The sequence below is a fragment of the Parabacteroides sp. AF48-14 genome (genome assembly GCF_003477465.1).
Lineage (GTDB): Bacteria > Bacteroidota > Bacteroidia > Bacteroidales > Tannerellaceae > Parabacteroides > Parabacteroides acidifaciens.
This window is the reverse complement of sequence record NZ_QUDI01000013.1, coordinates 1-24,825: the sequence shown is the minus strand read 5'-3', so window position 1 is coordinate 24,825 and position 24,825 is coordinate 1. Positions and strand designations below refer to the sequence as shown.

Below are 24,825 nucleotides of genomic sequence, written 5' to 3'. Positions count from 1 at the left end.
GGCACGGGTCGATATAATCCGTCTTTTGTTATTACTTATTCTCTTTCGCATAATTCGACGGGCTCATGCCGAACTGTTTGATGAAGGCGGACCAGAAATAGGACTGGGAACTGAAACCGGTTGCTTCGGATATCTCGTATATCTTCATGTTTCCTTGTATCAGGAGTTCGGCCGCTTTTTTCAGACGGCTGATCTTGATCAGTTCGTTGGGTGTCAGATCGGAGATGGCGCGGATTTTCCGGTACAGGGTCGGACGGCTGAGGTGCATCAGGTCGGCAATCATGTTTACGTCCAGGTTGGGGTTGCCGATATGCTCGTTGATAATCTCGTTCAGCTTTTCGAGGAAGTTTTCATCCGCCTTTGTGTATGCCATCGATTTCATATTGGCAATCGGGGAGTTGAAATAGAACTTGCGTATGTTGTCGCGGTTCGAGATCAGGTTGGATATCTGTGCCATCAGCAGGCTGGTCGAGAAAGGTTTGTCCAGATAAGCGTCCGCCCCTAACTCCAATCCTTCGAGGCGCGACTGCATCGTGTTCTTGGCCGTCAGCAGGATGACCGGGATATGGCTGAATTCTATATCTGTCTTTACTTCCTTCAGCAGGGCGAAACCGTCCATTACAGGCATCATCACATCGCTGATAATAAGTTGGATGCTATGTTTCTTCAACAGTCCGATCGCTTCCGCTCCGTTCCCGGCCAGCGTTACGTTATACAACTGGTTGACTTCGTCGGCAATGAAAGTTGCCATTTCCTTATTGTCTTCAACGATCAGGATTGTCGGGCGCGATTCATCGTGGATGAAGTCTGTCCGTTGTGGCGTGGCCTGTGCCGTTACCTCTTCTTCCGTCTGTTTGATGGATTCCGGCAGCTTGACCGGCAAGGTCAGGCGGAACATGGTCATGGACGGGCCATCGGCAAACTTCGCCAGTTGAAGGGTGCCGTTATGCATCTCCGCCAGCGAACGCGCTAAGGGCAGTCCGAGTCCTGTACCGGGCTTGCTGCCGGCATCTCCTGCTATCCGGTAGAAAGGTTCGAATATCTTTTCCCCTATTTCAGCGGGGATCGGCTTGCCGTCGTTGATAAAGTCGATCGTGAATGTCTCGTAGTCGGGTGCGAGCTGCAGGCGAACGATGATACTGCCTGCCGCATATTTGATCGCATTGGAGAACAGGTTGCTGAATATCTTGGTAATCGCTTCCTTATCTACAAATACATAAAGTTCGGATAGCGACAGGTCGAGGTTCAGCAACAGGCCGTTTGCCGTAGCCGATTCCTGGAAGCGTTTGGCAGTCTCGGTCAGGAGCGTGACGATCTCCGTCCGGACGAAGCTGAGGCGATATCCTTCTATCTCCGTTTTGCGGAAGTCCAACAGTTGGTTGACCAGCGACAGAAGGCGCGATACGTTTTTGTCCATCAGTGTCAGGGACTTGCTTTCCTTCTCACCGATCTTATCGGATTTCAGGAGCCGTTCGAGCGGATTCTTGATCAGGGTGAGCGGTGTGCGGATCTCGTGGGCGATATTGATAAAGAAGTCTATCTTTGCCTGATACAGCTCCTTTTCTTTTTGGTCTTCGAACAACTGCATATTGTAGGCCATCGCCCGTTTGGTCTTCAGCCGCCAGGACCAGAACGACCCGGCTATAATGGCGAGTATGATGCCGATGTAGGAGCATAGGCTGCATTCGAAGCCCACCAGGGCGGCAAGACGGTTATATTTAGCCGTGTCGGCGTGTCGCTCCACGTATTCGACAGGTTGGCGGCACGTACCTCGAAGGTATAATCGCCCGGATGTAGCTCCGTGAAATAGACCGTGTTACGTTCGCCTATGGGAATCCATTCCGTATTACCCATCCGGTATGAATATTGGATGGATTTGGGCGCGATGAAATTGAGGGCGGAGAAGTTGATGCTGAAGGTGGACTGTTTGTGTGTCAGCGTGATTTTCTTCGGCTCCGATTCGGCGGAACAGTTGATAATCCGTTTCTCGCTTTCTTCATTCTGGATTTCCAGGCTACCCAGGTGCACATTCATCATTTCGGCGGTCGGAATGACTTCGGACGGATTGAAGTGGATGAAACCTTTTACGGAGCCGAAGTAGAAAGTCCCTTCATTATCTTTGAAAGCCGAGTTGTCGTTGAACTGGCGGGTGATCAACCCATGCGACTCGGTGTAGGTCGTGATTTTCCCCGTTCCGGGTTCGAGGCTGACCAGGCCGTTTGCCGTACTGATCCACATATGCTCGTTCTCGTCACGCAGGATACGGAAGGCGACGTTGCTGGGCATGCCGTTCTTTACGGTGTAGTGCAGGGATTCGCCTGTCTGGAAATCATATTTGATTACGCCTTCCACGGTTGCAAACCACATGTTGCCATCTTTGTCTTCGCAGGCGTCGTTCACGAAGTTGTGCCGTTGTGTGTTCAGCTTGTCGTATGGCAGGTACATGCCGGAATTACTGATCGGGTTATAGTAGAAACTGCGGTTGAACATACCGGTCCAGATTCTGCCCAGGCGGTCTTCGTAGATACAATTCACCGCGAAAGGCGGAAACTGCGGGGCGTAGAGGAAACGGTCGTTCAGGAAGTCGTATTTATACACGCCGTCATCGGTGCCGACATATATTTGTCCTTCCTGCGAGACTTTGATGCAGCGTATGGCACTGTTTTTCACTGTTACCGAATCTTTCAACAGGTTGTAGTGTTTGATCACTTTCCGCGTCTTGATATCCATCAGGTCGATGCCGTGGATGACATGTCCGATCCAGAGCCGGTCGCCCGATGCGGCCAATCCCCGGATATTGGTGTGCGACAGTCCGTTGCCTCCCGGTACCGGCTGGTAGTTGGTGAAGGTCCCGGTTTTCTTTTCCAGACAGTTGATGCCGGCATCTTCCGTCCCGACCCATATATTCCCATATACGTCGGTACAGATATCCCGGATCACTTCCCCCTTCATCGAGTGCTGCCCGTCCCAGGGATAGTGTACGTGGAATGGGCGGAAGGGAGAATAATAGTTGAGGCCGTTTTGGTGGAAACAAATCCAGATGCCGTTTTCCCTGTCCCGGCAGAAGGCCGAGATGAAATGGCTCGACAGGGCGTACGGGTCCAACGGGTCCTGCCGTATGCGGGTACATTCTCCGGTGTCGATCTTATAAATGAACAGTCCGGAATCCGTTCCGACCCACAGCTCATTGGCGTCTTTTTCCAGAAAGCTGTTGATCAGGATCGTAAGCTGGTTGATCTTTTGGATGTTGAGGTCCTGGTAGTCGCATGTCGCAGGATCGAATATCTTGACGTCGTCGTGCTCGAAAGCAATGTAGATACGGTCGTTTGTTGGCGAGGGGTAGAGCATGGACAGCTTCCGGGGTGTGTTCGGGGAAGAATGGGTGAATACATTATAAGCCTCCGTTGTCTCATCTTCCGGATTCAGCAACATGATATGGCCGTCCGAGCTTCCGATCCAGATATTGTTCTCGCGGGTGATGCAGAACGAGGTGTAATTCTGGTTATTCTCGGAGGAGAAGATACGGAACTGGTTGTCTTCCGTGTTATACTGGATCAGGTTTCCATCCATCAGTATCCAAAGCTTGTTCTCCTTGTCGAACTGGAAAATGTCGATGCCCTTGTCTGCGGTAAAGGCGATATGCCGGAATGATTCCTTCTCGTCATTATATTGGTAAAGGCCCGAAAGCGTCCCGACCCACAGGTTGCCGTCGTGGTCGCATCCCAGGCAGGTGATCCAGTTGCTTCCCAACGTCTCGGTTTCGTCGGGGTCGTTACGGAAGACTTTGAAGGTGTAGCCGTCGAAGCGGTTCAGACCGTCCCGCGTCCCGATCCAGACATATCCTTTTCCGTCCTGCACGCAGCAGGTCGCCATATTGTCGCTAAGCCCGTTTTCGACCTGGTAATGGCGGAAAAGGTAGTTGCTGTCGTCGGCGTATGTCCGGGTGAGACAAAATATAAATAGGATTGATAAGATTAACTTGAGGTACTTCATATGCGATTTTGCTATTATGGGCGAAAGATACGGAAAAATGCAGTATGGGTTTTCATTTATTGTATCACGGATTTCATAAATCATCTCAATAGGGGTGATATTCGCAGAGAATGAGATAAATACGGGAAAGATTGCAACAAGGTCGGACAAACCGGCCTGAGGGAATCTCTACATTTGTATCATGTAAAAACACAGGTCGTAGAAACCTTTTATTCTAATAATCATATGAACACTCTTACTTCAAAACAAGGATTCGGAACAAAAGTTCAGCTCTGCACGATGATGTTTATGCAGTATATGCTGAGTGCCGTATGGTGGGTTCCGCTGGCCGCTTATCTTTCCCATACGCTAAAGCTGGAGGTTTACCAGGTGTCGTTAGTGTTGAGTGCGATGGCGATCGGTGCGATGGCTTCTTCCTTTATCGGTGCGATTGCCGACCGTTATTTTGCGGCGGAGAAGATATTGGCCGTACTGAATATACTAACCGGTGTCTTTTTGCTTTTTGCCGCACAGCAGGATTCGTTTGCCCCGTTGATGACATTCGTGGTGTTAGCGATGCTTTGCCACATGCCGACGCAGAGCCTGACCAGTACGATTGCCATGAGCCATACGCCTTCGGAGCAGTTCCCGCGTATCCGTATGTTCGGTTCGGTGGGGTGGGTCGCTTCGGGTATCTTCAGTGTGATCGCGCTCCATGTGATGCATCTTCCGGCTTTCGACGATACGAACTTGCCGATGTATTGCGGTGCCGCCGTCTGTTTCATCGCTGCCCTTCTGAACCTGAGACTTCCGCATACGCCTCCTTCGGTTGATAAGAGTGCCGGTATCTCGGTTATGGATATCACCGGATTCAGCGCTTTCTCGCTGATGAAAGATAAGAATTACCGCGCCTTTATGATCCTGACGTTCCTGGCGATTATCCCGTTCAATCTGTACCATGTATATGGTTCGATGATCTTGGCCGACGAACAGGTACAGAATATAACCGTGACGCTGAACCTCGGGCAGTTAGCCGAGATGTTCTTCCTCGTCATTACCACTTGGATATTGATCAAGTCCGGGATCAAGAATACCCTGATATTCGGTATGATCGCCCTGGTGGTCCGTTATGCATCGTTCTATCTCGGTGCGGAAACCGGGCAACAGTGGTTCTATTATATTGGAATTATTGTGCACGGATTGATTTTCGGTCTCTTCTTCGTGGGTGGCCAGGTCTATACGGATAATGTGGCGCCCAAAGAAATGAAGGCGCAGGCGCAAGGGTTGCTTTTCTTCCTGGTATGGGGCATCGGCTTTCTGATCGGGACGCTCTGGAACGGTTGGCTGATCGGTCTTTTCCGCGACGGGGATAAGTGCGACTGGCCCGTTGTCTTCGCTATTTCGACAATATTCTCATTCATATTATTGATCCTGTTTGCCTTATTATTCAAACCGGTAGCATTAAAGACTAATAAATAACAATAGAGTAATAAAGTAATAATTTTATCAAACCTTTTAATTCTCAAGATTCATATATTATCACGCCACATTTTTTAAGAAGGGATGACATAACAGTCGTCCCTTCTTCTGTATTTGTGTTTCTTAACATATATGTTTTGGTGACAATGTGTTAGCGTAATTTCTTACCTTTGGCTCATGGACGTAGGAAACGCTTACAGTCTGCTAATTTTAAATCTGAATGAAGATGAGACCGGAAGATTACATCACCCGCGAGGGGAAGTATGGTGCACACAACTATCATCCCCTGCCTGTCGTTCTCCAAAAGGGAGAAGGCGTTTATGTTTGGGACGTGGAAGGAAAACGTTATTTTGACTTCCTGTCCGGTTATTCCGCCCTGAGCCAGGGGCATTGCCATCCGAAGATCATTAAGGCGCTGACCGATCAGGCGCAACAACTGACGTTAGTGTCGCGTGCTTTCCACGCCGATGTGCTGGGCGAGTATATGGAGTTCGCCTGTAAGTTCTTCGGGTATGACAAGCTGCTGCCTATGAATACCGGTGCCGAAGCGGTCGAAACCGCTTTGAAACTGGTACGTCGCTGGGGATATCGGGTAAAAGGGATTGCTCCTGAACGGGCTAAGATTATCGTTTGCAGCGAGAACTTCCACGGACGTACCATCACGATCATATCCATGAGTACGGACCCCAGTTCGTACGCAGACTTCGGACCCTATACGCCCGGTTTTATCAAAGTACAATATAATAATGTGGCAGAGTTGGAAGAGGCATTGAAAGACCCCGACGTGGTCGGCTTCCTGCTGGAACCAATACAGGGAGAGGCCGGTGTGGTTGTTCCCGACGACGGATATCTGCGTGCTTGCTATGAGCTGTGCCGGCAACATCATGTACTCTTTATCGCCGATGAGATCCAGACCGGCATCGGACGGACGGGTAAGTTGCTTGCCTGTGATTATGAGGCCGTTCATCCCGATATTTTGATTTTGGGTAAAGCCTTGTCGGGCGGCGTTACGCCCGTGTCGGCAGTCTTTGCCAACGATGAGATCATGTTGACAATCGCTCCGGGTGAACATGGTTCCACCTATGGCGGCAATCCTTTGGCTGCGCGTGTGGCGATAGCGGCCCTCGAAGTGGTGCGTGAAGAGCATCTTTCGGAAAACGCATTCGAGATGGGTGCCCTTTTCCGTAGCGAGATGGAAAGGATCGACAACCCGATGATCAAACAGGTGAGGGGCAAGGGGCTGCTGAATGCCGTCGTGACCGAACCGCGCGGAGGCAAGGTCGCCTGGGATATCTGTCTTGCCCTGAAAGAAAACGGGTTGATTGCCAAGCCGACGCACGACCATATCATCCGTTTCACGCCACCGTTGGTGATTACACGCGAGCAGATGATGGAGGCTGTCGGCATTATAAAAGATACATTTGCACAATTCTGATTGCCTATGAAGATAAATGTGATAGGAGTTCCCCTGAATTTAGGGTGCGACCGCGAGGGAGTGGAGCGTGCCCCGAACCACTTGCGCGAACGGGGGCTGATGGCTTTGATCCGGAAGAACGGCCACCGGGCTTTTGATCTGGGCAATCTGTATGTCCCGTCCGTTTCGGAAGCGGATAAGTTTGCTCGCGGGCAGAGTATGAAATATCTGGACGCGATTGTCGAGGTCAACAATAATCTGGCGGAGCTGGTTTATGACACCTTGCGTGGCGGCGCTTTCCCGCTGGTGATCGGCGGCGACCATTCGTTAGGATTAGGCAGCGCTTCCGGAGTGGGGAAGTGTTTCGACGATTTCGGTATCATCTGGCTGGATGCACACGGCGATATCAATACGAGCGAGACGTCTCCGAGCGGCAATATCCACGGGATGCCGCTCAGTGCATTGATGGGGATGGGTAGCGAAGAACTGGTGAATGTCTATGCTCCCGGCAATAAGGTGAATCCGCAGAACGTCTTTCTGGTCGGTACCCGCAGTCTGGACGAAGGCGAACAGGAGTTGATCGAGCGCGAGCAGTTGAGTGTCTATACAATGGACACGATCCACCTGAAAGGCATCGGTTTTGTCGCCGAAGATATCAAGCGGAAGCTGAAGGAACGGAAGATACGCAATGTCCATTTCAGTATCGACGTGGACAGTATCGATCCCCGCTTTGCTCCCGGCACGGGCACACGTGTCTGCGAGGGGCTGATGCCGGACGAGTTTAAAGACTTCGTCGAACATATGCTCTCCACCAACCTGATCAAGTCGATGGACCTGGTCGAACTGAATCCCGAACTCGATGTGAATGACCAGACGACGGCACTCTGTCTGGATATCATCGATTACATAACCTCCAGGCTGTAGGGGATTTCTAAAAAAGGGTAGGCATCGCTTTGGAAGAGGCCATACACTTATAAGAAATAGTGAACCATAATATTGTCATGGAACACAGATAACACGGATTGGGCAGATGATCACAGATCTATTTATTAAAAAACAAATCTGCGGTCATCCGTTTTATCGGTGTTATCCGTGTTCCATGATAATGCAAACAGGTTCAGTTCTGGCAAAAAGTGAATCAATAACGGGTAAACATCGGTCTTCTATTGCATGTTACGGCTGTATTCCTTTCATGTCACAACTGGCTTCCTTCTATGTTACAATTGGATTTCTTTTGTTTCACGGCTGTGACATGAATAGCGGGTAGGTACGGAGGGGGCACACATCCCGCATCGTTCATTCTATCTGCCGGGTTATTCATTCCTTTACGGCACTATAGCTCCATGAAGTACTGCACTTGTTGACACGGAGGGCGGTTCGCGAACCGCCCCTACGAGGTCTGTTTGTTTCGTATCTGTCAAAAACTGAATCGGGCACCGGCATAGTAAGTACGCGGACTTCCCGGGCCGTAAATATAGCCGGAATCACGTGTCGCTCCCCTGTCGAAATCGCTTTGATAGGAATTGAACATATTCTGTACGCCGGCATTTAACTGTAAGGTCATGTTAGCGGTCAGTTTGAAGTCGTAACTCAGTTTGGCACCCAATTCAAAGAAATCCGGACTCTTTACCAAAACATCTGCCCTCCCGTCTACCTGCGACAGCAGGTGGGGCACATACATCCGTCCGGTGTAATTCCCGTTCAGGGCAATCGTAAAGGGTTTTACCGGTGTATAGGAAGCTGTAAAATAACCATACAAATTGGGGGTACGCAGAATCTTGTCACTGTTGCGTTCGGCATCCGTCAGATGCGCTTTGTCGGCACTCCACTCTTCCGGATTGTCGTACAGGCTGCGTTGAACCGTGATACCGGCTTGTAGCTGCGCCTTGTTCTGGTAGGCGATCTTACCTTCCAGAGTCCCTCCATAGACTTTGGCGCCCGAACCGTTAGTGCGGGTCTGCACCAGTGATCCGTTGTCTGCCTCCACCGGGGCGGAAAGGACAAAAGGATCACTCAGTTTGGTGTAAAAGCCTTCAAATAAAAGGTTCAACTGGAAGTCCCCGAAGAAATGATACCAATCCACTGAGCCGTTCACACTCCGCGAACGCTCTTCCTTCAGGTTCGGAGAGCGGACAATGGAAACGCGGTCGCCCCCGACGTTGCTGATATGCAGGTCTTCATCGAAAGCCTGCGGGGCGCGGAATCCTTCGGCATAGCTCAACCGCAGGTTTATGTCGTGTGTCGGATTATAACGCACATTGGCGCGCGGGCTGAAGATGGCTTTATCCATGATGCTGTTCTTATCGATACGTCCTCCGATCAGGAAACTCCACTTTTCGTTCTTCCATTCGTTCTGTGCATAAGCACTCCAGATATTGATGATCTGGTGTAAGGGCGCCGGCGTATATTTATCGATCAGTTCCTGCAGGTGCTGTCCCGTTGCCGTCGGGTCTTCAGCCAGAGCGGCATCACGGTATTTCTGCATATCGGTCGCACGGTCGTCCAGATCGTCATGGCTGAACTCGATACCCCCGGTCAGATCGGCCGGCATGAACAGGCATTTATCGAAGCTATAGATATATTGAGCGCCCAGTACACCGGTGAAATCCGTTGTCCGGCCGTAGGCGCTGTAATAGCTGTCGCGGTGGATGTGTTGCCCGGAAGCGTACAGGCTGATGTTGTGTTTCTGGTTCGGAGTGAAGATGTTATACTTCAGGCTTCCCGTATTGATGGAATGTTGCAGTTGTTCGACAAGGCCGGCTTCACCTGTCCCGTTCAGGCCGGCATCTTCAGCGATGTGCGGCGGCAAATCCATACCGCTGCCGCCCCGGCGGAATTCTTCCATGTGATGATATTCCAGATTGAGCTTGGAATAGGCGCTGGTTTTATAGAAACCGTTGAACCCGATTGTCTGGTTCTTCAACTTAGGCAGTTCGGAGAAGCCGTCCCCATTCGAATCCCAAGCCGAACGATAGCGGTTTTGCCCGTATATGTAAGCACCCATTTTGTTGTCGGAAGAGACCCACGACAGGTTGAGCGTCGTGTTATTGTCATAAGCCCCGGAACCGTCCATATTGGAGATCGTATGTCCGAAAGTACCGGAGTTGCGGATCGGTTCCTTTGTGATAATATTGATCGTACCGGCAATGGCGGATGAGCCGAACAAGGCGGAACCGCCTCCACGTATCACTTCGACGCGCTCGATCATATTCGCCGGAATCTGTTCCAGCCCGTACACGCCTGCCAAAGCGGAAAAGATCGGACGGGAGTCGATCAGTATCTGTGTGTACTTCCCTTCCATACCGTTGATACGAACCTGCGAGTAACCGCAATTTTGGCAATCGTTTTCAACACGTACGCCCGGTTGGAAGACCAGCCCTTGTGCCAATGTCGTGGAGTTCGTCTTTTCGAACATGGTCGGGCTGAGCACCTTGACCAAGGTGGGGGCGAGGCGGCGTTTCGTCTCGTTCCTGTTTGCCGAAACGACCACGCCTTCCAGCGAGATCAGGTCCTCTTCGAGTTCGAAGTTCAATTCCTGTGTTTTGCCTTTTTGTGTCTTCACTTTCTTTGTTACCGTCTTGAAGCCGATAAAGGAAACCTCGACTGTAAATTCGCCTTCCGGCAGGTTTTTCAACATATAATGTCCGGAATCATCGGTTGCCGTGCCGATGGTCGTTCCTTTCAATATGATCGTGATTCCCGGCATATGTTCACCGGTCGACTTATCGACCACGTGCCCGAAAATATTGGCATCTGTCGGGTTCATCACTTCTTTATCAATCGCATAGCTGTTGTCTGCCATCGCTGCCGAAACGGCACAGCAAAGGCATAGGAAAAGTATAATAATTTTATTCATTGAATTGTCTTTTAAAATGATTTGTAGTAATAGTTATGGTTACTTTTGGATCAAGCCAAAAGTAACAGACAAATTATAATTTAAAAGACAAAAGGCGGCGCCCTCAACGAAACCTTCCCTAAGACAGGGCGGAGGTGAGCCGGATAGACCGGGCGGTTGGTAAGAATACAATAGGCGGTCAGAAGAGCCGCAATCAGCACGTGGGCAAAGGCTGCCCCGCTGATCTGAATAGTCGAAAGCTGGTGCAATAACTGGAACTCGGCATAATTATGTTCTTCCTTGGGAGTTCCGTCGTCATTTTTTTGATAGGGATGGGAATGGACAATCGTTACCCCGTTCACAATATGGACGTGGGTAAAAGCGATCAGACACCCCAAGTACGAAATGAAAAGTACCGGAAGCGCAATCCTCAAATATGTCCTTAATTTATCCATGTATCGCCAACTATACGATATAACAACTATTCAGGTTGCAAAGTTCGTATATTAAGCGATGATATACAATCCCTATTTGTAGGTATATTACACTTCATTCTTACAACATATTTCCGTTTTAACCCCGCCTTCTTGCAAGAACAGACTTTTTTCGTACCTTTGCCGCAGTTTTGGTTTCACAGCTCCCAACCGCTACGGGAGCGTGATGAAAAGGGAATCAGGTGCAAATCCTGAACAGACCCGCTGCTGTAAGTTCCTTCCAAATCTTTGAATACGCTATAGCCACTGGCGAGAAATCGCTGGGAAGGCATTCAAAGACGGAACAAGTCAGAAGACCTGCCAATACAGATATAGTTTTAATGCTTTCGGGAAATAAAGCAGCAAAACATCGAGCCTGATCAGTCTTTATCCTGCGTAAAGAAATCGTTCTCTTTGTGTGCATTCTCCCCTGGGCAAGTCATGAATCACTATAACAAGGGGCTACATGAAAGTCTTTGTACACATTTTATTCCTGTTTCTCTGTCTGCCGCCATTCGTTTCGGCACAAAACAAAATCACTTTGTCGGGAAAAGTGACAGACACACAAGGAACATCACTGCCACTGGTCACAATCGCAGTCGAAAATACGACAAACGGTACTTATTCCGACGATAAAGGCCGTTACTTGCTGAAAGTCACACGCGGCAAGCAGACACTCGTTATCTCGTCTGTCGGCTACGAAACAATCCGGACAACTCTTAATGTACAGGCGAACCGGACGCTTGACTTCACATTAAAAGAAAGTGCTGTCGACCTCAACACCATCGAAGTTTACGGGAAGACAAAGACGCAACAACTGAAAGAAGGCGCTTTCGCAGTGAACGCACTCGACATTAAACCGATCGTCAACTCGCTGAACAACCTCAACAACCTGGTGAACCGGGCTGCAGGTATCAAAGTGCGCGAAGAGGGCGGTGTAGGTTCGGACTTCGACCTTTCCATCAACGGATTGTCCGGCAATTCCGTCCGCTACTTCATCGACGGCGTCCCGTTGGACAGCAAAGGGAATGACGTGACGCTTGCCAACCTGCCTGTCAACCTGGTCGACCGGGTGGAAATTTATAAAGGGGTGGTGCCGGCCTCGTTGGGAACGGACGCATTGGGTGGCGCTGTCAATATCATCACCAAGGCGGAAAAGACGAACTTTTTGGATGCTTCTTACAGCATCGGTTCTTTCCATACGCACCGCGCCGACTTGAACGCGCAGTTTGTGGAGCGGCATACGGGATTGATCGTGCGCCCTACCGTCGGCGTTAACTATTCGAAGAACGACTACCGAATGAAGGACGTGGAGATGCGTGATGAAACAGGCGACCGGTTCATCACCGGCAACCCTAAACGTTTCCACGACGGCTATTTCTCGTTATTGACGCAGATAGAAGCTGGAATTGTCAATAAGTCGTGGGCAGACGAGTTCTTTGTCTCCGCCTCCTACTCCAAAACTGATAAAGAGTTGCAGACCGGGTCCGTACAGACTAAAGTCTACGGTATGGCAGAGCGTAATTCGGATGCCTGGAACGTGTCGGCGCGCTACGGCAAATATAACTTTCTCACGGAAGGTATGACACTGAAGGCAACCTTGTCGCACACATGGGACCATTCCATCACCGTCGATACGGCCTATCGCAAATATTATTGGGACGGAGGCTACATCGTGAGCCAACGCAACGAGATCCGTGGCGGCGAACCCTCCATGCGTCATTACAAACGTCCGCTGACCATCGCGCGTGCCAATTTGGATTACCGCCTGAACGGACATCACAGTTTCAACCTGAACTACCACCTGAGCCGCACCGGGAATGACCGCTATGACGATTTGGACCAGAGCTTCGTCCCGTCGAACGATGCTGTGACCAAACACATTATCGGCCTGACCTACAGCCAGTCGTTTTTCGACGGGAAGATGCAGAACGTATTCTTCGCCAAAGACTATGTGAATCATCCCAATATCCGGCAGGCCGACCAGTCCACCGTGACAGGCTCGAACAAGGTGCAAGGTTCCACCACCAAGAACTATTTCGGATACGGAACCGGACTGCGTTATATGTCTTCGAACCGTTGGCCGTAAAGGTTTCATACGAGCATAGTGTGCGTCTGCCCATCGCCCGTGAACTGTTAGGCAACGGAACCACCATTTATGCCAACGTTGCGCTCGAACCGGAGAAAAGCAACAACGCCAACCTCGCCGTCTTCGGCACCTGGCGTCCGGCCGACAGGCATACCGTTTATTACGAAGCAAACGGTTTCCTGCGCTATGTAGACAACTACATACAAACCTCCGTTATCGAAAAGGAAGGCATGATGCAGTATGTCAACGATCCCGCCGTCCATATCAAGGGCGTGGAAGGCGAAGTGCGCTATGACTGGGACGGGCGGCTGCAACTCATGGCCAACGTCAGCTATCAGGATGCACGCGACCAGCAAGAGTTTAAAGAAGACGGAAAACCATCCGCCACCTATAAGAACCATGTCCCCAACCGCCCCTGGCTGTTCGGCAGTGCGGAGGCGAGCTATACTTTCCGCAATCTCCTGCAAAAGGACAGCAAGCTGCGTTTAGGTTGTACGCTTCAGTGGGTGCATTGGTATTTCCTGACCTGGGAAGCCTATGGAAACCGCGATACCAAGGCCCGCATCCCTTCGCAACACATCTGCAATGCCAATGTCACGTATTCATGGATGCACGACCGCTACAACATTGCATTGGAATGTGACAATTTTCTCGACGAAACGGCCTACGACAACTATAAGCTGCAAAAGCCGGGACGCGCTTTCTTTGCCAAATTCAGAGTATTCATTAATTAATTATCCATATTTAAAAACAAGAAAAATGAAGAAGTTCAAATTCGCATTACTGGCCTTCATGACAGCCTTGATCACTTTTGGTTTCACGGCTTGTTCAGATGATGATGACGAAGTAAAAGACGTTCCGGTAACCGGTATAACCGTAAGCCCTACTACGTTAGCACTGAAAACAGGAACGACCGGGACACTGACGGCAACCATCGTTCCGGGAGATGCAAGTAATACAACCGTTACATGGAGCAGTTCGGCTGAAAGCGTCGCAACAGTAGACAAAGGCGTTGTCACAGCTGTTGCCGAAGGAACGGCAACGATCACTGTAAAGACGGATGACGGAAGTTTTACGGCCACCTGTGATGTTACAGTGACAAGCGATGCACCTGCCTTCGACGAAAGCAAATACCATTTCGACCTCTTCCTCACAGTCGGGAAACATGGCGGCATGAGCAGCAAGAACACAACAATCGTCAACAGCATCAGCAAACTGACAGCCGATATGGGAACCATCACCGTCAAAGGGGAAGGGACCGAACTGGGAGACTATTCTATGGAAAGCATCTCGAGGGGTAAATATTACTACCAGATTCCTTCAAGCAACGATGCTTTCGTGAAGTATCAGATTAAGGAAAATAAGGTCGTGGAGACAGCCAAAGTCCCGTTCAAGACAAATACCTATAAGGTACGTTCTTATACTCACGCTTGGATCGATGACAATACGCTCGTTATCATGGCTGCCAATGGCGATGCAAGCAAAGTCCTCTGGACAAAGCTGAACGCCGGTAATATGTCGATTATCGAAGAAGGTACATTAGATATCCTGCTGCCGGAATCCGAAGTAGAAGGTGAAGTGACAAAGAAGTTCACCACATCGGGCATCTTGACTTATAATGAAAAGGCAGGAAAGCTCTACTACTTCTATTTTGGTAAAAACGGCCTTTCGGGCAAGAGCGGTAAGACGACAACCGCTTTCTACACAGCCGTTCTCGATCCCTCTACGTTGGCTGTAGAAAGCAATAAACGTAACTCGCTTGTACAGGAAATGGCCGGAAGTGCCTACGGAGAGCTGATGCAAAACTGCGTTATGTATGACGAAAACGGCAACCTCTACCTTGCCGCGTTCAGCGATAAAAATGATATCGAAGAAGGACACCTCTTGCGTATCAATAACGGCGAGACAGATTTCGACCCCACTTACGAAGGATACCCGAATGCAGACGGCAAACTGCTCACCCTCCAGTACCTGGGTAACGGTAAGGCTCTTGCTTATGCACGAAACGATGCATCCGGCACGGCAATTGATAGCTACAGCCATTATTACAGCATTATCGACCTTGCCACAGGCGAAAGGACACGCCTGAGTTATAACGGCAAAGAACTGGCATACAGCGGCGGTCGTTTCTCACAGCGTTCTGTTCTCTTCAACGATAAGGCATACTTTGGTGTAAATACGGAAGCTGACACCAATGCCGTCATCTACATCTACGACACCAAGACCGGAACCGTAGAGAAAGGTGCGGAAGTGGCCGGCGAATTTTACTTCGACATGATCCGTGTGATCGAAAACGATTGATCCGGTTACAATAATCCGAGGATCGTCTCATGTATCGCCCCGTTGCTTGCCACGACTTGTTCGGCGGAAGGCCAAGTGTCGCCGCCAGAGAAGTCGGTCAGTTTACCGCCGGCTTGCATGAGGATCAGACCGCCCGCAGCGACATCCCAAGGGCCGAGGTAGGCTTCGATGCGCGCTTCAAAACGGCCGCAGGCGACATAGCAGAGTTCTGCGGCGGCAGCTCCCATCAAGCGGGTCCCGCCGGCAAAGCCGTATAGCCTGTCTACCAGTTTAAGGGCGACCGGGCGGTAACGGTCCGAGTCGTAGGGAAAGCCGAGGGCGATGAACGCTTTGTCGAGCACGGCGATGTCGCTCACATGGATTTCTTCGCCATTGAGATAAGCTTTGCTTCCTTTCCAGGCGTAGAAACATTCGTCGCGGCAGACTTCATAGACGACACCCAGTAATAGTTCCTCCCTATTGCGTAAAGCGATGCTGACGCAATAGGGAGCGATATTATGAATATAATTGGAGGTCCCGTCCAGCGGGTCGACCAACCAGCAGTATTCTTCGCCGGCGAGGCTGCCCGTGCCTTCTTCTGCAATAAAACCGGAGCCGGGTAGCAGGGCGGAGAGCTGTTCGATCAGCCGGCGTTCCGATTCTTTATCCACATACGAGACGTAGTTATGCGCACTCTTTTCTTCCACCCGCCCGCGATCGAATTTACGCCGCTCATCCCGCAGGAAAGCGCCGGCCGTGCGGGCTATTTGCTGTACTTCCGTACAAAGATTTTCCAGATTCAACATGACTTTATGTTTTATTCCGGGACAAATGTAAGACGTTTATTGGTTTTCCTTTATTTTTCTCCTATTTTTGTTAACGGAATGTCAAACAAAACATCCCTTTTAACCGTTATGAATATAACGAAAACACACAAGAAAGATACATGAGACGCTGGATGAAACGGATAGGAATCGTATGTTTAATACCAGTTGTATTGGTCATACTGATTTCCGTTCTTTTATATATACCTCCTTTTCAGAATTTCGCTGTGCGGTTAGCTACCAAATATGCCGGCGAAGCTACCGGTATGGATATAGGTATCGGACAGATACGCCTTTCCTTCCCGTTGAACCTGACTGTACGGGATGTGCAGGTAGTGGCTCCGCCCGATACGTTATTATTGTTGGAAAGCTTTCAGGTCAATATCCGCCCGATGCCCCTGTTGAAGAAAGAAGTGTTGGTGGATGCCATCGACCTGCGGGGTGTGAAAGTGAACAGCGGCAAACTGATCGAAGGAATGGAGATCAAAGGTGTATTAGGCAAACTCTACGCAAAAGCCGACCGCATCGACCTCGGCAAAGAAACGGCGAGACTGAATAAAATAGACCTTTCGGACACGGCCATCACCTTGATGATGAACGATACGACAACGAAAGAAGATACCGCTTCGACCGCTGTCAACTGGAAACTGCTGTTGGACGAAATCAATCTCGATCGTGTAGCTTTCGCCATGCAGATGCCGGACGATTCGTTGCGCCTTTCCACCTATATCGATAAGGCGGGGCTGACCGAAGGGTTGGTAGACCTGGGTTTGGCGCGCTACAGTGCCGCCCGCTTCCTTCTGTCCGGTTCTTCCCTGGGGTATGACGGCAGCTACGGCGATCCGACACCGGGTTTTGATCCGTCGCACATAGCGCTTAGCGATGTGAATATAAAAATTGACTCTCTCCTGTATGGAGGGAGGGATATCAGCGCACAGATCAAAGAGTTTTCGGCTAACGACCGTTCCGGCCTGGTGCTCAGTTCACTGACCGGCAATATCCACAGCGACAGCACGACGATACAGGTGCCGGGACTTCTTCTGAAGACTCCTTATTCGGATGTCCGCCTGTTGGCAACTATCCCGTGGAGCACATTTGATGAAAATCCGGGCGGCAGCCTGCATACCTTGCTGACGGCTTCTGTCGGGAAGGAGGATGTGTTTATTTTTGCCGGTCCGCTGCCGGATGATTTCAAGCAAGCCTATCCGAAAGAAAGCATCAGCTTGACCGTCGGTGTGGAAGGAAACCTCGCTGCTCTCCGCCTGCGCCAGCTGAAAGGAAAACTGCCGGGCGTGTTCGATCTGAATGCCACAGGCGAGGTGAAGGCCGTCACGGACAGTATCCGCCGGAACGGGAAACTACAGTTGAATGCGGAAACCGGCAATCTCGATTTTATCCTCACTATGCTGCCTGCTTCCGAACGCTCGCGTTATAACCTTCCCGCCATGAAACTGACGGGTGAGGCTGCCTTGCAGAACCAGGAGTACAAGGCCGATCTCTTATTGACACAGGATCAGGGAAAAGTGAAACTGGCGGCACGCTATAATCCGGTGCGCGAATCGTATGAAGCAGACCTTCAGGTCGACAGCTTGAAGCCGACCAATTTCCTGCCTAAGGACTCTCTTTATTATCTGGCCGCCACTATCCGGGCAGAGGGAAAAGGATATGATCCGTTCCTTGCGTCGACCTGGGCGAAGGTGGACGGGAAGATCAGCAATATCGAATACGGAACGTATGCCGTTTCGGATGTCAAGCTGGACGGTTCGTTGGAAAAGAACCTCCTGAAGTTCGACCTGCTCAGCCATTATCCGTTGGCCAAGATGGATATGTCGCTGAACGCCACGCTTCACAAGAAAAAGGTCGAAGCCATGCTGATCGCCGATGTACAAAACTTCGACTTGTACGGCATGCACCTGATGAACGATTCGCTTGCCACCTCCTTCCAGCTTTTTGCCGAAGCGGAAACGGATATGGGCAAGAACAACCTGCTGGATGTAACCCTCGGCAACTGGGAACTGGTCAGCCCGACCGGTAAATTCCATCCGAAGACACTGACGCTGCATGCCCGTAGCGACAAAGATACGACCCGCGTTTCTTTCCACGCCGGCGACCTGGGGATCATGTTGACCGGTAATGCGGATATCGAAACGATGGCGGATAAATTCACTAAGATAAACGAAGGGTTGACCCGGCAACTGGAGCGCGATTCGATGATCGACATCCCCGCTTTCCAGCCGCTCCTTCCGGATATGAACTTGAAGATAACGGCAGGCAAGGACAATCCGATCTACAATATCCTGCAACAATATACCATCAGCTTCGACGACCTGAACATCGAGGCCAGCACTTCACCGGAACAGGGCTTCTTCCTCGATGCCGACCTCGCCAACTTGATGCAGGATACGACGCGCATCGACACGATCTGCTTGATCGTGCATCAGGATTCATTGGGCTTGCTCTATGACACCCGTGTCATCAAGACGAAGTATAGGAAGCAACAACCGTTTACCGCAGGTCTGAAGGGACAGATACGGAATACGTTCGCCGACGCCGAACTGCGCTATACGGACGGGCAGGGCAAGACCGGCATCCTCTTGGGGGCGCGCATCGACAAGGAGCGCGAAGGTTTCCGCCTGCATCTCTTCCCCGAAGAGCCGATCCTGGCATTCCGCCCGTTCAAACTGAATGCGGACAACTACGTTCTATACAGGAACATCAAGGATATTGCGGCCAACGTCCGGCTGACAGGAGAAAACAATGCTTCCCTCTGGATTCATTCGCTTGCCGGAGGAGACGGGATGCAAGAGATACATGCCGAACTGAGCCAGATCGATCTGGATGCCATTACCAAAGGTTTCCCGGACCTGCCCTCCATGCGGGGAATGCTAAGTGCCGACTTGCAATATGCACCGTCGGACAGCAGCTTTATGGTAGTGGCGGACGCTCACATCGACAGCCTGTTCTATGAAGACGGACGGGTCGGCGAACTGATGTTTAACACCGTTTACCTGCCGTTGAGCGACAAGGAGCATCAGGTCGATATACATCTTTTCCGCGATCGCGAGGAAATAGCGGCTATCAACGCTTATTACAGGATGGGAAAGACGGACTATTTAGACGGGAATATGGACATCACGCATTGCCGTTGGATATGGTGAATCCGTTCATTCCGGAGAATATGGCGAAACTGACAGGAGACTTGCAGGGGGAACTGGCCATAACCGGAAGCACCTCCGCCCCTGAAGTCAATGGGTATATACGGATGGACAGCTCTTCCGTCTTTGTCACGGCTGTCGGTTCATCTTTCCGTTTCGACAAGCAGGAGATCAAGATAAAGGATAACCTGATCAGTTTCAACCAGTATAATATCTATGCTTCGGGAACGAACCCGTTCGTTATCGACGGGACGATCGATATCCACAATCCCGCGCGGATGATGGCGAATCTGAAACTGTCGGCCCACGATATGCAATTGTTGAATGTGAAACGCAACAAAGAAAGCATGGTCTACGGCAAACTGCTCGTCAACCTCAACTCGACGGTCAAAGGGCCGCTCGACGCTTTGGTTATGCGGGGTGATTTGCAACTGTTGGGAGGGACGAACGTCACCTATGTGATGCAGGATTCTCCGCTTACGGCGCAGGATCGGTTGGCAGACCTCGTCACCTTCACTGACTTCTCCGATACGTTGATGATGCGCCGCCACCGGACGGAAGCGCCTCTTCCCATCGGTAGCCTGGATATGTTGATGACGATTCGTATCGACCAGGCCGTACGCTTGAATGCGGACATTACACCGGACCAGTCGAGCCGCGTAGAGCTGGAAGGCGGCGGCGACCTATCGTTCCAATATACGACGCAGGGCGAAATGATCCTGAACGGACGCTATACGCTTTCGGGCGGTATGGTGAAATATGCCATGCCGATCATTCCGCTGAAAGAGTTTACGATACAGGACGGCAGCTATGTCCAGTGGAGCGGCAACCCGATGGACCCAATGCTGAACCTGACGGCTACCGAACGGATGCGTGCTTCGGTCACACAGGACGACGGCAGCTCGCGCCTTGTCACCTTTAATGTCGGCGTGGCAATCAAGCAGACATTAGAGAATCTGCAACTGCAATTTATCCTCTCTGCCCCGGAAGACCAGTCCATGCAGCAGGAGTTAGATAAGATGGACGAAGGGCAACGGTCGCAGATCGCCGTCACGATGCTTGTCACAGGTATGTACCTCAATATGAGCGATGTCGGCGGCGGAGGCAAGAAGCCGAGTCTCGACATGGGAGCCGCGCTTAACAGTTTCCTGCAGAGCGAAATCAACAACATTGCCGGCAGCGCCCTCAAATCGGTCGACATCACATTAGGCATGGAGCAGTACGACCAGAACGGCACCGGAGCAGGCGGTGAACGTACGGACTTCTCCTTCCGCTTCGCGAAACGGTTCTATAACGACAGGATCAGTATCATATTGGGCGGACGCGTTTCCACCGGTCAGGATGTCAACGCCGGGCAGTCGCAGCAGTTCATCGACAATGTCTCGATCGAATACCGCCTCGACGGCAGTGGTACGCGTTACATCAAGCTCTTCCACGACAAGAACTACGAGAGCCTGTTAGAAGGCGAGATCACGGAAACAGGCGCCGGTATCGTCCTCCGTAAAAAGATGCTTCACCTCCGTGAACTCTTCATCTTCAAAAAGAACAAACCCAAACCGGTAGCGGAAGAGAAACATTGAGCCCTGTAAGGGCGGCAGATCATAGCCCGGGGTGTAAACCCCGGGTATAGTAAAGATATAATTAATTTAAGCCCTGTAAGGGCGACACAAAACGATAATGCATTCATGAGAAAAGATATTGTATGGATTAATAATTGGTATCGCCCTTACAGGGCTCTATTTTATAGGGGAGGCCCCTTTTACCCAAGGCTTACGCCTTGGGCTGAGATCTGCCGCCCTTACAGGGCTTGGAAAATACGAGTTAATAACCCTGATAACAGTATTATAATGGAACGGTATTTCCCTTTTGCTTGGAAAATACAGGTTTGATAGCCCTGTAAGGGCGGCAGATCTCAGCCCAGGGTGTAAACCCTGGGTACATAAGAAAATATTTTTATTATTTAAGCCCTGTAAGGGCGATACCAGCATCAACTATAAATCGATATGTCACAATCGCTCACTAAAATATATATTCACTTGGTATTCTCGACCAAAGATCGGTTTCCTTTCATCACTCGTGAATGGAGAAACGGATTACATCGATACATAGGTGGAATTCTAAATCAGACAGATAACGCCCCGGTCTGCATAGGCGGAATCCATGACCATGTGCATATCTTGTTCATTCAGTCCAAATCATGCAGTCTGGCAGATATTATCCGGACAGTTAAAAGTAATTCAAGCAGTTGGATGCAAGAGCAAGGTTGCAGCAAGTTCTGTTGGCAAGGTGGATATGCTGCGTTTTCAGTCAGTTCTTCAAGAAAGGATGCAGTCGAGGAATATATATTAAATCAGGAAGAACATCATCGAAAGGTTACGTTTGCGGAAGAGATACAAGCTTTTTGCAAAGCCTATAATATAGATAATTATGAGGAAAGATATTTCATGGATTGATACGATGTTTCGCCCTTACAGGGCTCTGGATAAGGGGAGGACTACTTCTTAGCCATGGTTACCACCTGGGCTGAGATCTGCCGCCCTTACAGGGCTTTGAGAGCGATTACTTTTATGGGGCTTTTGATGCTTTTACTGGCATCCTGTTCCACCACCAAGAACTTGCCGGAAGGGGAAGTGCTGTACACGGGGATTAAGAAGATCGAGGTGACGGACGAAGACAAGAGTAAGGAAGGAGAAGAGGCGCTGACGGAAGTGGAGGCTGCCTTGGCCTATCCGCCCAACAATGCGCTGCTGGGAAGTTCGTCTATCCGCGTCCCTTTCCCGTTCGGGCTATGGGTGTATAACGCGTTTGTCAACAAGAAAGGGAAGATCGGCAAGTGGATATTCAACAAACTCGCCGCCAAACCCGTTTTCATCAATACCGTGAATCCGGAAGTTAGGACAAAGGTGGCCTATAACCTGCTACGCGAATACGGCTACTTCAACGGGGCGACCGCTTATGAAGTGGAGCCGGACCCTAAGAACCCTAAAAAGGCAAAGATCAACTACATGGTGACGATGAACAATGCCTATACATACGACAGTATCGCCTACGTCCGCTTGCGCCACCGGATCGACACGCTGATACAGCGGAACATCGGTGAACGGCTCTTGCACGACGGCGACAACTTCAACGTCACGCAACTCGAAGCCGAGCGGCAACGTATCTCTTCCTTGCTCCGCAACAACGGATACTATTATTTCCGTCCTGAATTCATCAACTACCAGGCGGACACGATCATGAATCCCGGAAAGGTAGCGCTCCGCATCTCCACCCGGCCGGGACTGCCCCGTAACGTGCTGCGCCCCTGGAAGATCGGCGATATATCGGTCAACCTGAGCGGGTACAACAACGAACCGCCGACAGACTCTGTCAAATATAAGGATATGACCATCTTTTACGAAGGGAAACTGCGCGTCCGCCCTGCCGTTTTATACAACCGGCTGAAATTCCGTCCCGGCGACATCTATTCGCAGCAACAGCAGGAAAAGACACAGACAAACTTCTCCCGCCTGGGTATCTTCCGCTATTCGGAAATGCAATATACGCCGCGCGACACATCCCGCCGTTGCGACACGCTGAACCTGCAAATTAACACAGTCTACGACCTGCCGCTGGACGGTGAACTGGAACTGAACGTAACGACCAAAAGCAACGATCAGACAGGTCCCGGTGCAGTATTCAGTGTCACGAAACGAAACGTGTTCGGAGGAGGGGAGACATTCGGCGTCAGTATGCGCGGTTCTTACGAATGGCAGACCGGTAAGCGGGTGGCGGGCAACAGCTCGACCATCAACAGCTGGGAGTTCGGCGTCAGCGGGACATTGACCTTCCCGCAGGTACTCTTCCCCAGCCTGTTCAAGGACGACATGAAATATCCGTCCAGCACCTCTTTCCGTATTTATGCGGACCAGCTGAACCGTGCCAAGTTCTTCAAGATGTTAGCATTCGGCGGAAGCGCCTCGTATGACTTCCAGCCCTCGGCTACCAGCCACCACTCGGTGACGCCGTTCAAGCTGACTTACTCGCTGCTGCAACGAAGAACAACCGAGTTTAATGACATTACCAAGGATAATCCCGCCTTGGGACGAAGTCTTGAAGACCAGTTTATTCCCTCTATGGGATATACTTATACCTATGACGATGCATCCATTACGACTAAGCGGAACCATCTCTGGTGGCAATCGTCCGTCACGCAGGCCGGTCTTATCATCGATGCCGCCTATGCCATTGCCGGAAAGAATTTCAACGAGCGGGAAAAGCATTTATTAGGAAATAAGTTCGCCCAGTTTGTCAAGGTCACCAGCGAGATACGCTACAACTACGACTTGGGGCATAGACAACACCTCGTCGGCCGCTTGATGGGAGGAGTCGCCTATAGCTACGGAAACGCAATCACGACTCCTTATAGCGAACAGTTCTATATCGGCGGTGCCAACAGTATCCGCGCTTTCACGATCCGAAGCATCGGGCCGGGCAGTTACCACCCGACGGATTCGAAATACGGTTACCTGGACCAGACGGGGGACATCAAGTTCGAAGCCAACCTGGAATACCGTTTCCCGATCTTGGGCGACCTGCACGGGGCTACCTTCCTGGATGCCGGTAACGTATGGCTGCTCCGCTACGACGAGAGCCGCCCCGGCGGACAGTTGAAATGGGGCCGCTTCCTGAAGGACTTGGCTTTGGGCACAGGTGTCGGATTGCGCTACGACCTGACTTTTCTCGTTATCCGCCTGGATTGGGGTATCGGCTTGCACGTGCCGTATGATACCGGCAAAAAAGGTTACTACAACATCACAAATTTCAAGGACGGCATGGGTGTCCATCTGGCAATCGGCTATCCGTTCTAAGGAATCCTCCAGTTCGTGGGCGATGCCGACTTTACACCCCTTTCTTGCCGATTTCTCTTGGTTCTCGGAAGGGGTGTACTACTGAAAAATTATACAATATCCCCCCTTTTGGACCGTTTTTCTATTTCGTCCGAAATCTTGATCGATTTTGGATTGACTCTTTTTACGGTTTAAACTCCCCTTTCTGACAATAGGAAAAACGAGGTGCGCAGTCCGTTTCGAAAAGCGTGCAAATTGATTACCGAAAGATGGAAACGCCGACAAAGTGATAAAGCTTAACTCCCGGAGAATCGAATATTTGAAAATAAAACGGACGGTGTCCCAAATATCCCAAGGAAATTCAGGTGCTTTTTTGCCCTTATGACGGTCCTCTTTCCAATTACGACCGTCCAAATCGCCATTACGACCGTGCTAATCTTCGCGAGGTGCCGAGTGCACTACACATTAGCACGGT

Annotated in this window: 11 protein-coding genes, 2 pseudogenes and 1 riboswitch; of the genes and pseudogenes, 8 read left to right on the top strand and 5 right to left on the bottom strand. The window is 50.6% G+C overall.

What is annotated here, in order from left to right; all coding sequences use genetic code 11:
* Positions 1–31 precede the first annotated feature (31 nt).
* Positions 32–1,744, bottom strand: a complete 1,713-nt coding sequence (locus DW083_RS22635) for a response regulator (protein ID WP_233551920.1) — start codon at positions 1,742–1,744, stop codon at positions 32–34.
* On the bottom strand, positions 1,642–3,993 hold the full coding sequence (locus tag DW083_RS22630) for a two-component regulator propeller domain-containing protein (protein WP_233551912.1): 2,352 nt from the start codon (positions 3,991–3,993) through the stop codon (positions 1,642–1,644). The genes DW083_RS22635 and DW083_RS22630 overlap by 103 nt, the downstream gene beginning before the upstream one ends.
* 225 nt (positions 3,994–4,218) lie before the next feature.
* Between DW083_RS22630 and DW083_RS07845 the strand changes: the two genes are divergently transcribed.
* The 3 genes from DW083_RS07845 (at position 4,219) to rocF (ending at position 7,789) form a co-directional block, all read left to right on the top strand.
* Positions 4,219–5,451 (top strand): MFS transporter, encoded by a 1,233-nt coding sequence (locus tag DW083_RS07845; RefSeq protein WP_122332010.1) that lies wholly within the window; start codon positions 4,219–4,221, stop codon positions 5,449–5,451.
* 226 nt (positions 5,452–5,677) lie between these two features.
* Positions 5,678–6,886, top strand: coding sequence for an ornithine--oxo-acid transaminase (rocD, locus tag DW083_RS07840; protein ID WP_122332056.1), 1,209 nt, complete (start codon positions 5,678–5,680; stop codon positions 6,884–6,886).
* A 6-nt stretch (positions 6,887–6,892) separates the two neighbouring features.
* Complete coding sequence (gene rocF, locus DW083_RS07835) at positions 6,893–7,789, top strand: arginase (protein WP_115500553.1); 897 nt, start codon at positions 6,893–6,895, stop codon at positions 7,787–7,789.
* Positions 7,790–8,282: 493 nt separating this feature from the next.
* On the opposite strand, the gene DW083_RS07830 is transcribed toward rocF, so the two are convergent.
* On the bottom strand, positions 8,283–10,721 hold the full coding sequence (locus DW083_RS07830) for a TonB-dependent receptor (RefSeq protein ID WP_122332009.1): 2,439 nt from the start codon (positions 10,719–10,721) through the stop codon (positions 8,283–8,285).
* A gap of 80 nt (positions 10,722–10,801) precedes the next feature.
* Complete coding sequence (locus tag DW083_RS07825; protein WP_122332008.1) at positions 10,802–11,155, bottom strand: hypothetical protein; 354 nt, start codon at positions 11,153–11,155, stop codon at positions 10,802–10,804.
* Positions 11,156–11,309: 154 nt separating this feature from the next.
* Positions 11,310–11,514, top strand: a riboswitch (cobalamin riboswitch).
* Positions 11,515–11,562: 48 nt separating this feature from the next.
* Between DW083_RS07825 and DW083_RS07820 the strand changes: the two are divergent.
* Positions 11,563–13,996 (top strand): annotated as a pseudogene (locus tag DW083_RS07820) (carboxypeptidase-like regulatory domain-containing protein).
* A 25-nt stretch (positions 13,997–14,021) separates the two neighbouring features.
* The gene (locus DW083_RS07815; RefSeq protein ID WP_122332007.1) at positions 14,022–15,563 is read left to right on the top strand and encodes an Ig-like domain-containing protein; all 1,542 of its coding nucleotides are present in this window, start codon (positions 14,022–14,024) and stop codon (positions 15,561–15,563) included.
* Positions 15,564–15,568: 5 nt separating this feature from the next.
* On the opposite strand, the gene DW083_RS07810 is transcribed toward DW083_RS07815, so the two are convergent.
* Positions 15,569–16,348 carry an inositol monophosphatase family protein gene (locus DW083_RS07810; protein ID WP_122332006.1) on the bottom strand — a complete coding sequence of 260 codons (780 nt, stop codon included), beginning with the start codon at positions 16,346–16,348 and terminating at the stop codon, positions 15,569–15,571.
* 140 nt (positions 16,349–16,488) lie between these two features.
* Between DW083_RS07810 and DW083_RS07805 the strand changes: the two are divergent.
* From DW083_RS07805 to DW083_RS07795, 3 genes and pseudogenes are all read left to right on the top strand, one after another.
* A pseudogene (locus DW083_RS07805) lies at positions 16,489–21,101 on the top strand (translocation/assembly module TamB domain-containing protein).
* Between the two features lie 423 nt (positions 21,102–21,524).
* Entirely contained in the window at positions 21,525–21,974 is a 450-nt protein-coding gene (tnpA, locus tag DW083_RS23560) for an IS200/IS605 family transposase (RefSeq protein WP_115499686.1), read from the top strand.
* Positions 21,975–22,088: 114 nt separating this feature from the next.
* The gene (locus DW083_RS07795) at positions 22,089–24,371 is read left to right on the top strand and encodes a BamA/TamA family outer membrane protein (protein ID WP_233551950.1); all 2,283 of its coding nucleotides are present in this window, start codon (positions 22,089–22,091) and stop codon (positions 24,369–24,371) included.
* The last annotated feature ends 454 nt before the right edge of the window (positions 24,372–24,825 follow it).

Excerpts from the sequence above, each read along its gene's own strand:
- DW083_RS22630 (WP_233551912.1), bottom strand. The coding sequence starts at position 3,993 with ATGAAGTACCTCAAGTTAATCTTATCAATCCTATTTATATTTTGTCTC.
- DW083_RS07845 (WP_122332010.1), top strand. The coding sequence starts at position 4,219 with ATGAACACTCTTACTTCAAAACAAGGATTCGGAACAAAAGTTCAGCTC.
- rocD (WP_122332056.1), top strand. The coding sequence starts at position 5,678 with ATGAGACCGGAAGATTACATCACCCGCGAGGGGAAGTATGGTGCACAC.
- rocF (WP_115500553.1), top strand. The coding sequence starts at position 6,893 with ATGAAGATAAATGTGATAGGAGTTCCCCTGAATTTAGGGTGCGACCGC.
- DW083_RS07830 (WP_122332009.1), bottom strand. The coding sequence starts at position 10,721 with ATGAATAAAATTATTATACTTTTCCTATGCCTTTGCTGTGCCGTTTCG.
- DW083_RS07825 (WP_122332008.1), bottom strand. The coding sequence starts at position 11,155 with ATGGATAAATTAAGGACATATTTGAGGATTGCGCTTCCGGTACTTTTC.
- DW083_RS07815 (WP_122332007.1), top strand. The coding sequence starts at position 14,022 with ATGAAGAAGTTCAAATTCGCATTACTGGCCTTCATGACAGCCTTGATC.
- DW083_RS07810 (WP_122332006.1), bottom strand. The coding sequence starts at position 16,348 with ATGTTGAATCTGGAAAATCTTTGTACGGAAGTACAGCAAATAGCCCGC.
- tnpA (WP_115499686.1), top strand. The coding sequence starts at position 21,525 with ATGTCACAATCGCTCACTAAAATATATATTCACTTGGTATTCTCGACC.
- DW083_RS07795 (WP_233551950.1), top strand. The coding sequence starts at position 22,089 with ATGGGGCTTTTGATGCTTTTACTGGCATCCTGTTCCACCACCAAGAAC.